Source organism: Streptomyces sp. NRRL F-5123 (genome assembly GCF_000721495.1).
GTDB lineage: Bacteria > Actinomycetota > Actinomycetes > Streptomycetales > Streptomycetaceae > Actinacidiphila.
The window spans coordinates 23274-31697 of record NZ_JOHY01000069.1; the positions used below are offsets into that span (position 1 = coordinate 23274).

8 protein-coding genes are annotated in these 8424 nt (G+C 75.7%); 7 read left to right on the top strand and 1 reads right to left on the bottom strand.

Features of this window, described 5'->3' with window-relative positions; translation table 11 throughout:
• Positions 1-88: 88 nt before the first annotated feature.
• Positions 89-1483: a GH1 family beta-glucosidase gene (locus IH54_RS0134430; RefSeq protein WP_031524639.1), complete on the top strand. Its 1395-nt coding sequence runs from the start codon at positions 89-91 to the stop codon at positions 1481-1483.
• Between the two features lie 11 nt (positions 1484-1494).
• Here IH54_RS0134430 and IH54_RS0134435 read toward each other — a convergent pair whose 3' ends face one another.
• Positions 1495-1944, bottom strand: a complete 450-nt coding sequence (locus tag IH54_RS0134435) for a nuclear transport factor 2 family protein (RefSeq protein WP_052398191.1) — start codon at positions 1942-1944, stop codon at positions 1495-1497.
• A 250-nt stretch (positions 1945-2194) separates the two neighbouring features.
• On the opposite strand from IH54_RS0134435, the gene IH54_RS0134440 reads away from it, so the two are divergent.
• The 6 genes from IH54_RS0134440 to IH54_RS46365 all read left to right on the top strand — a co-directional run.
• The gene (locus IH54_RS0134440) at positions 2195-2773 is read left to right on the top strand and encodes a TetR/AcrR family transcriptional regulator (protein ID WP_031524641.1); all 579 of its coding nucleotides are present in this window, start codon (positions 2195-2197) and stop codon (positions 2771-2773) included.
• A gap of 500 nt (positions 2774-3273) precedes the next feature.
• Positions 3274-3444, top strand: a complete 171-nt coding sequence (locus tag IH54_RS46360; RefSeq protein WP_199923513.1) for a hypothetical protein — start codon at positions 3274-3276, stop codon at positions 3442-3444.
• Positions 3445-3631: 187 nt separating this feature from the next.
• Positions 3632-4243 (top strand): phosphoribosylglycinamide formyltransferase, encoded by a 612-nt coding sequence (gene purN, locus IH54_RS0134450; protein WP_043183130.1) that lies wholly within the window; start codon positions 3632-3634, stop codon positions 4241-4243.
• A 498-nt stretch (positions 4244-4741) separates the two neighbouring features.
• Positions 4742-5584 (top strand): universal stress protein, encoded by an 843-nt coding sequence (locus IH54_RS0134455; RefSeq protein ID WP_031524645.1) that lies wholly within the window; start codon positions 4742-4744, stop codon positions 5582-5584.
• Positions 5585-5853: 269 nt separating this feature from the next.
• Entirely contained in the window at positions 5854-7344 is a 1491-nt protein-coding gene (locus tag IH54_RS0134460; protein WP_234344172.1) for a glycoside hydrolase family 6 protein, read from the top strand.
• Positions 7345-7712: 368 nt separating this feature from the next.
• A partial coding sequence (locus IH54_RS46365) for a hypothetical protein (protein ID WP_052398193.1) occupies positions 7713-8424 on the top strand: 712 nt, incomplete at its 3' end.

Sequence of the window (8424 nt, forward strand, 5' to 3'; positions counted from 1 at the left end):
GACCCGCCGCGGGGAGCCGTCCTCCGGATCGCCGCGGCCGCCGCGTAATCTGGCGGCCGCGATGATCAACCACCCGAGGAGCCACCCCATGACGTCCGCCCCCGCGCCGCGCTTCCCGCGCGGCTTCCGGTTCGGCGCCGCCACCGCGGCCTACCAGATCGAGGGCGCCACCGGCGAGGACGGCCGCGGCGTCTCCATCTGGGACACCTACTCCCGCACGCCCGGCGCCACCGCCGAGGGCGCCACCGGCGACGTCGCCTGCGACCACTACCACCGCTACCCCGAGGACGTCGCCCTGCTGCGCGACCTGGGCGCCGACACCTACCGCTTCTCGATCGCCTGGCCGCGGATCGTCCCGGAGGGCAGGGGAGCGGTCAACCCGGCCGGGCTCGACTTCTACGACCGCCTCGTGGACGAGCTGCTCGCGGCGGGCGTCGAACCCGCCCCGACCCTCTACCACTGGGACCTGCCGCAGACCCTGGAGGACACCGGCGGCTGGCGTGTCCGCGACACCGCCGAGGCCTTCGCCGACTACGCGGCCGTCGTCGCCGACCGCCTCGCCGACCGGGCCGGCCGCTGGATGACCCTCAACGAGCCGTTCTGCACCGCGTTCGTCGGCCACGCCGTCGGCCGCCACGCCCCGGGCACGCGCGAGGGCAACGGCGCCCTCGCCGTCGTGCACCACCTGCTCGTCGGGCACGGCCTGGCCGTCGACGCCCTGCGCGCCGCCGGGGCCCGCGAGGTCGGCATCGCGCTCAACCCCGACCGGCTGCTGCCCGCCACCGGCTCGCAGGCCGACGCCGAAGCGGTGGAACGCGCCGAGGTCCTGCACAACCGCTGCTGGTTCGACCCCATCTTCCTCGGCCGCTACCCCGACGGCGAGGCGGACGTCTGGGGCGCCATCAGCGACTTCTCCTTCCGCCGCGACGGCGACCTCGCGCTCGCCTCCCGTCCGCTGGACTTCTGCGGCGTCAACTACTACCGGCCCATCACCGTCGCCGACGCCCCCTGGCAGGAGCCCGATCCGGCGCTGCGCACCGCCGTCGACATCCGCGCCGCGGAGACCTGGGGCGACCCCGCCGCCCGCCGCACCACCATGGGCTGGCCCGTGGTCCCCGCCTCCTTCCGCGACCTGCTCGTCGACCTCACCCGCCGCTACCCCGGCCTGCCGCCGATCGTCGTCACCGAGAACGGGTCCGCCGAGGCCGACGTCCCCGGCGCCGACGGCACGGTCCACGACGCCGACCGCGTCGACTACCTCCGCGACCACCTCGACGCGCTGGCCCAGGCCGTCGCGGAGGGCGTCGACGTGCGCGCCTACTACGTGTGGTCCCTGCTGGACAACTTCGAGTGGGCCTTCGGCTACGACCGCCGGTTCGGCATCGTCCGCGTCGACTACGACACGCTCCGCCGCACGCCCAAGGACAGCTACCGCTGGTACCGGGACTTCATCGCCGCGGAGCGCGCCGCACACGGGAGCTGACGGCCGGCCACCTACCCCGGCGCCCCGGCGGCGAGGGCTTCGAGGAGCGCGGGAAGGCGCCCGAGGGCCGTCGCGCCGGCGATCGGGTCGGCGTAGTCGCGCGTGTGCACGATCAGCCCGTTCCGGACGGTCATCACCATCAGGAACGACAGCGTGAACGGCTCCCCGCCGGCGATCAGCCGCCCGTGCAGGTCGTACTCGACGATCACGACCTCCGGGTCGGCCGTCTCGTGCACCCGCACGCCGGTGACGCGCTCGTACCGGCGCACGGCGGCACCGGCCCGGAAGCGGGCGCGCAGGGACTCGCGGTCGGTCTCGGTGCGGGCGGGGTGGAGCGCGGGCGGGGCGAACGGCATCTCGATGACGGTGTGCGGGGCGTAGAAGTCGGCGAGATCTCCCGGGTCGTCCCCGGTCGTGGCGGCGAGGAAGCGTTCGGCGGTGTCGCGGGCGGTGCTCGGCATGCTGGTGTCCCTTCCGGGGCGGGATCGTGGAGCCGGGATGGAGCGGGGGTTCCGGAGCGGGGATTCCGGAGCCGGGTCGCTCGGGTCGTGTCGGGCTAGCGGTGCCGGGTTGCCGGTGCCGGGGTTGCGGGGCCAGGCTTCGGGGGCCGGACCGGGATCGGTCCGACAGAAGCGGAGAGTGCGCCCCGGTTGGACGGTACCGGAGAGTGCGCCCCGGTTGAAGGGTTTCCGAGAGAGAGGCGGGCCGATCGTGCGGGCCGACGCGCGGCGCAACCGCGACCTGCTGCTGCGAGCGGCGCAGGACGCCTTCGCCGAGGAGGGGATCGGGGTGCCGCTGGACGTGGTCGCCCGCCGGGCCGGTGTCGGCCCCGGCACCCTCTACCGGCACTTCCCGACGAAGGAGGCGCTCTTCGAGGCCGTCGTCCACGAACGGCTGCGCGGGCTCGTCGCCCGAGCGCGGGAGTCGGTGCAGGCCGCCGACCCGGGCGCCGCCTTCTTCGGCTTCGTCGCCCACATGGTGCGCGAGGCCGCCCCGAAGCAGGACCTGGTCGACGCGCTGGGCGGCGCCGGGGCCGAGGTGCGGACGGCCGTCGCCGCCACGGCGGGCGAGCTGCGCGAGGAGGTCGGCCGACTCCTCGCGCGGGCCCAGCGCAGCGGCGCCGTACGCCAGGACCTCGCCACCGCCGACCTGATGGCCCTCCTGTCGGGCCTGCTGCACGCCCTGCGCGCCCGTCCCCGCGACCCGGCCGCGCCGGTGGACCAGGACCTCGTGGTGGCCGTCCTGTGCGACGGCCTGGCCGCCCGCCCCGGTGCGGCGCCGGTCCGCTGACCGCTCCCGCCCGCGGCGGTCAGGACGGCCGCACCTCGTCGAAGGGGGCGACGGCCGCGGCGGGGTCCGGGCTCACGAGGCGTTCCAGGCCCGCCGCCGTCCGCGCCGCCCACCGGGCGGCCCGCTCCCACATCCGCTCCTCGAAGGCGCGGAACGGCGCCGTCCGGGTCCGCGGGGCCGGGGGGCGAGGGACTCGGCGAGCTCGGCGCCCTCCAGCAGCGCGAGGTTCGCGCGCGCCGGCTCGGCGGGGGCATCAGACGGGCGGCGTCGCCCAGCAGCGTCACCCCGGGGACGTGGGTCCAGGTGCGGGAGACCGGCAGGGCGTGGAGGGGCGGCGGGTGAAGGCGGTGCCGTGCCGCAGGAGTTCGAGGACGGGCGCGGCCCAGCCCTCGAACAGGGCCGGCAGCTCCGGGCGCACGGCCTCGACGCCCGCGGGGTCCGTGCACGGGCCCCGCGGGCCGGTCGTCCGGCGGCGCGCGGAACTGCGCGTAGACCTTGACGTGGCCGCCGCTGCCGCGCTGGGCGACGAGGGCGCGGTTCACGCCGTACACGGCCGGGGAGCCGTCGCCGAGGGCGAGGGCGAGGGCGAGGGCGAGGGCGAGGGCGGGGACCGGCCGGAGCGGGTCCGCGACGCCGTGGCCGCCAGGCTCGGCCCGCCGCCGGGAGCGTGACGCCCGGGTGCGTCGCACACGGCGCTGCCGGTGCACCGCCGAGCCGCGCGGGGCACGCGAGGGGCCGCCACCGCGGCCGGGGCGGTGCCGTCACCGGGCGGGGGCAGCGGCATACGATGGCCGCCGTCAGGCGCTCCGCACCGCCGGCCGCGGCGCGGCCTCGGGGCCAGAACCGGGAACTGGGGACATGACCGCACTGAGAGTCGCCGTGCTCGTCTCGCACACGGGGTCGAACCTGCGCGCGCTGTACGAGGCGTCGAAGGAACCGGCCGCCGGGTACGAGATCGCCCTCGTCATCAGCAACAACAGCGGCTCGCGCGGGCTCGCCTTCGCCCGCGGGCACGGAATCCCCGCCGCCCATCTGTCGGGCCGCACGCACCTGGACCCCGGCAGCCTGGACGACGCCGTGCTCGCGCTCCTCGACGCGCACCGGACCGATCTCGTCGTGACCGCCGGCTACATGAAGAAGGTCGGCCCGCGCACGCTGGCCGCCTACGCAGGCCGCATCGTCAACGTCCACCCCGCGCTGCTGCCCCGCCACGGCGGCCCCGGCATGTACGGCGCCGCGGTGCACCAGGCCGTCCTCGACTCCGGCGACCGCGTCACCGGCCCCTCCGTGCACTACGTGACCGCGGAGTACGACGCGGGCGAGGTGATCGCCCGGCGCGAGGTCCCGGTGCTCCCCGACGACACCGCCGAGTCGCTGGCCGGGCGCGTGCTGGAGCAGGAGCACCTGCTGCTCCCGGCGGTCGTCCGCGCCATTGCCGCCGAGCGGACGGACCCCGGCCGCCCGTCCTGACCCCGCCCGGCGGCCGGGGGAGTGCCGCGACGCAGGGCGCCGGCTCCCCTGCCGAAGAGGCGGCCGTCTGTGCTGACCGCCCCGGCCCGTGCCGGGCCCCGCTGCGCAACGCCGCCCGACCGCCGCCCGTGGGCGCTCAGGCGGTGCCCGCCGGCCGGCTCCTCGCCCCCGCGCGAGGACCCTCGCCCTCGCCTTCACCGCGCGCCGGACCGTCACCCGGATGTGGCGCGGCGCCGCGGTGACCGTGACCGCGGCGGACTGCACCCGCACCCTCCCCGCGGGCGGTTCCGTCACGGTCGGCATCCTGGCCGGACCGGGGCGGCAGCAACCCGGTGTCGGCCGCCTCCGCCCTCGACGGCGGTACCCGCACGACCGACCGCGGCACCCGCACGTACCGGTGCACCGGGCCCTCACCCGCGTGGCCGCCCGCCGCCGGAGGGGGCACGGTGGAAGGAGGCGGTACGGGACGGCGTGCGGCCGGGAAGCGGGTGTGCGGTCATGGCCAAGCCACTGACGGTCGGTGTCGACGGGTCCGACGCGAGCCTGCGGGCCCTGGACTGGGCCGTCGACGAGGCCGCGCGCCTGGAGCTGCCGCTGCGCATCCTGCACGCCTCCCTGTGGGACCGGTACGTGCGGCCCGCCCCCCGGCTCGCGGCCGTACGGCCCGGGCAGCCGGCGGCGGACGAGGCCGTGGTGGACGCGGCCCGGGAGCGGGCGACCCGCCTCGGCCCCGGTGTGCCGCTGACGGTGCAGGACGTCCCCGACGATCCCTTCGGGGCGCTGCTGCGCGCGGCGCCCGAGGCGTACGCGCTGGTGGTGGGCAACCGCGGCCGCGGCGAGCTCACCGACGTGCTGCTGGGCTCCGTCGGCCTGACGGTGGCGGGCCGGGCGCCCTGCCCGGTCGTCGTGGTCCGGGGCAGGGACGCGAACGTCGCCGGGCGCTTCGGCCGCGTCACCCTCGGCGTGGGCGGGCCGGACGACGCGGCCGACGCGGTGCGGTTCGCCTTCCGTACGGCCAGGGCGCGGGGTGCGCGCGTCGAGGCGGTGCACGCCTGGCGCAGCCCGGACGGGGACGCCGGCGGCGGGCGGGCCGGGGCCGAGCGGGTCGTCGACGACGCGCTGCGTGACGCCCGCCGGGAGCACCCCGGGGTCGCCGTGCACGCGAGCACCGCCGAGGCGAAGGCGCGGACGCCGCTGCTGGCGGCCTCGGCGTCGAGCGACCTGCTGGTGGTGGGTGCCCGGCGGCGCGACGGAGCGGTGGGGCTCCACCTGGGACCTGTCAACCACGCCCTGCTGCACCACGCGGACTGCCCGGTGGCCGTGGTGCCGCAGAGCGGCTGACCCGGACCGCGGGCCCGCCCGACCCCTCCGACCTGTCGGGGCCCCGGCGGCACCCGGCGGCCGGGGGAACCGGGGGCTCGGCCGGGTGGATGAGTGGGAGCGCTCCCATTTTGTCGAAAAGTGCATGGCGCACAGGGATTTCGCAGCTCGGCCGTGCTGGCTAGGCTCGGGTCCGGTTGCGCGGGAGCGCTCCCATGGAAGGCCCCGCCGCACCCCGGCCCTCACCCGAGGGCCCGCCCTCTCCCCCCACGAGAGCACGGAGGACGACTGTGACACCCCCCATCCGCACCCCGCGCCCCGCCGGGCCGGCCGCGGCCGCCGCGCGCGGGCCACGGCTGCGCAAGGCCCTGGCGCTCGGCCTGGCCACCGGGCTCGCCGCAGCCGGTATCGCGCTGGGCACCGAGATCTCCGCGGGCGCCGCGGCGCAGGGCAGCCTCCCCACGGGCACCCAGCTGTACAAGGACCCGGCTTCCCAGGTCAACCGGTGGGTCGCCGCCAATCCCGGCGACTCCCGCGAGCCGGTCATCGCCCGGCGGATCGCCTCCCAGCCGCAGGCGGTCTGGTTCTCCAACTACAGCCCCTCCACCGTCACCGCCGACGTCCGCAAGATCACCTCGGCCGCGGCCGCCGCCGGGCAGGTGCCGGTGCTGGCGGTGTACGAGATACCCAACCGCGACTGCGGCGGCGCCTCCGCCGGCGGCGCGCCCGACCTGACCGCGTACCGCACCTGGGTGAGCAACTTCGCCGCCGGGCTGGGCAGCGGGCAGTCGATCGTCATCCTGGAGCCCGACTCCATCGCCCTGACCACGTGCCTGTCCGCGCAGCAGCAGTCCGACCGCTTCGCCGCGCTCTCGCAGGCGGGCGCCACCATCCACGCCGCCTCGCCCAGCTCCAAGGTCTACATGGACGGCGGCCACTCGGCCTGGAACAGCGCCTCGGAGCAGGCCTCCCGGCTGCGCAGCGCCGGCATCCTGACCAACGCCGACGGCCTGTTCACCAACGTCTCCAACTTCAACGCCACTGCGAACGAGGTCAACTTCGCCAAGAACGTGCTGTCCGCGCTGGGCAACCCGTCCAACCTGCACGCCGTCGTCGACACCAGCCGCAACGGCAACGGTCCGGCCGCGGGTGGGGAGTGGTGCGACCCGTCCGGCCGGGCGATCGGCGCCTACCCCACGACGAACACCGGTGACCCGGCGATCGACGCCTTCCTCTGGGTGAAGCCGCCGGGTGAGGCGGACGGCTGCGCGGGCGCCGCGGGCACCTTCCTGCCGGACGTGGCCTACGCGCTCGCCTCCGCGGGCTCCTCGGACCCGACGACTCCGCCGACGACTCCGCCGACCACCCCTCCGACGACTCCGCCCACCACGCCGCCCACCACCCCTCCGACGACGCCCCCCACGACACCGCCGACCACGCCTCCGACGACCCCGCCTGCCGGTGCGGGCTGCTCCGTCACCTACAAGGTCCCCAGCGCCTGGACGGGCGGCTTCACCGCGGACGTCACCGTGCGCAACACCGGAAGCACAGCCCTCAGCAGCTGGTCGCTCCGCTGGACCTTCCCGGCGGACCAGAAGATCACCAGCGCCTGGAACGCCGCCGCCACCCAGTCCGGCGCGGCCGTGACCGCCACCAACCTCAGCTACAACGGGAACATCCCGGCCGGCGGCTCCACGAACTTCGGCTTCCAGGGGACGGGCTCCGCCACCACCTCGCCCACCGCCTTCACCCTGAACGGTGCCGCCTGCACCGTGTCCTGATCCGCCCCCGCTCCACCGCGGCGGCCGGCCCGGAAACCCCCGGGCCGGCCGCCGCGGCGCGTCCGCGGGCCGGGTGAATCCGCCCGCGCGGAAAAGGGCGATTTCCGGGTGACCGCGGTCACAAACACCGCTCACGCGGTGCGTGCCCGCGCTCGCTCCCGGTAAGACGAAAAGCCCTCCAGGGTGATGCCCTCGACAGGACGTGGATCACATACTAAGCCGCTTAGTGGACCTTCGCCGCCCTATTGCACCGCATATCAGGTCCGTATAAGCGTGCTACGAAAGCACGCCGTAGCGGGGGTCTTTGACCCGCGGATCGCCAGCCCCTAACAATTCAGGGGTCCCGCTACGGAAGAGGTAATTCCCCCATGCAGCTCCCCACGATTCCGAAGAAGCGCCCGACGTTCGCGAAGTTCAACCAGATGTCGACCAAGCACAAGGTCACCGCGGCCGGCGCAGGTGCCGCCGCAGCGGTCGTGCTGACCGTCACCGGGCTGCAAGCGACCGCCGGCGCCGGTTCGGCGAGTGCGGCGAGCGGCACGACCGGGGTCTCCGCCGCCGCTGTCACGCACGCCAAGGAACTCGGCGCGCGGACCGGTACGGCGCAGCTGAAGGCGGCCACCGGCACCACGCAGCAGAAGGCCGCGCCGAAGACCGCGCTGGCCGCGCCGAAGGCGCAGCCCAAGGCGGACCTGACCGCCTCGGCCAAGAAGCAGGCCGCGGACGCGTCGGCCAAGAAGCAGGCCGCGGACGCGGCCGCCAGGAAGAAGGCCGCGACCGAGGCGAACGAGCGTGCGAAGGCCAAGGCCGCCGCGAACCGCTCGACGCACCGCGCCGCCGTGGTGAAGAAGAGCACGACCGCGTCCAAGCCGGCCGCCAAGACTTACGCGAACAACCTGGACGGCTGGATCCGCGAGTCGCTCGACATCATGCACAAGAAGGGGATCCCCGGCACGTACGAGGGAATCCACCGCAACATCGTCCGCGAGTCCAGCGGTGACCCCAAGGCGATCAACCTGTGGGACATCAACGCCCGCAACGGCATTCCCTCGAAGGGTCTGCTGCAGGTGATCGACCCGA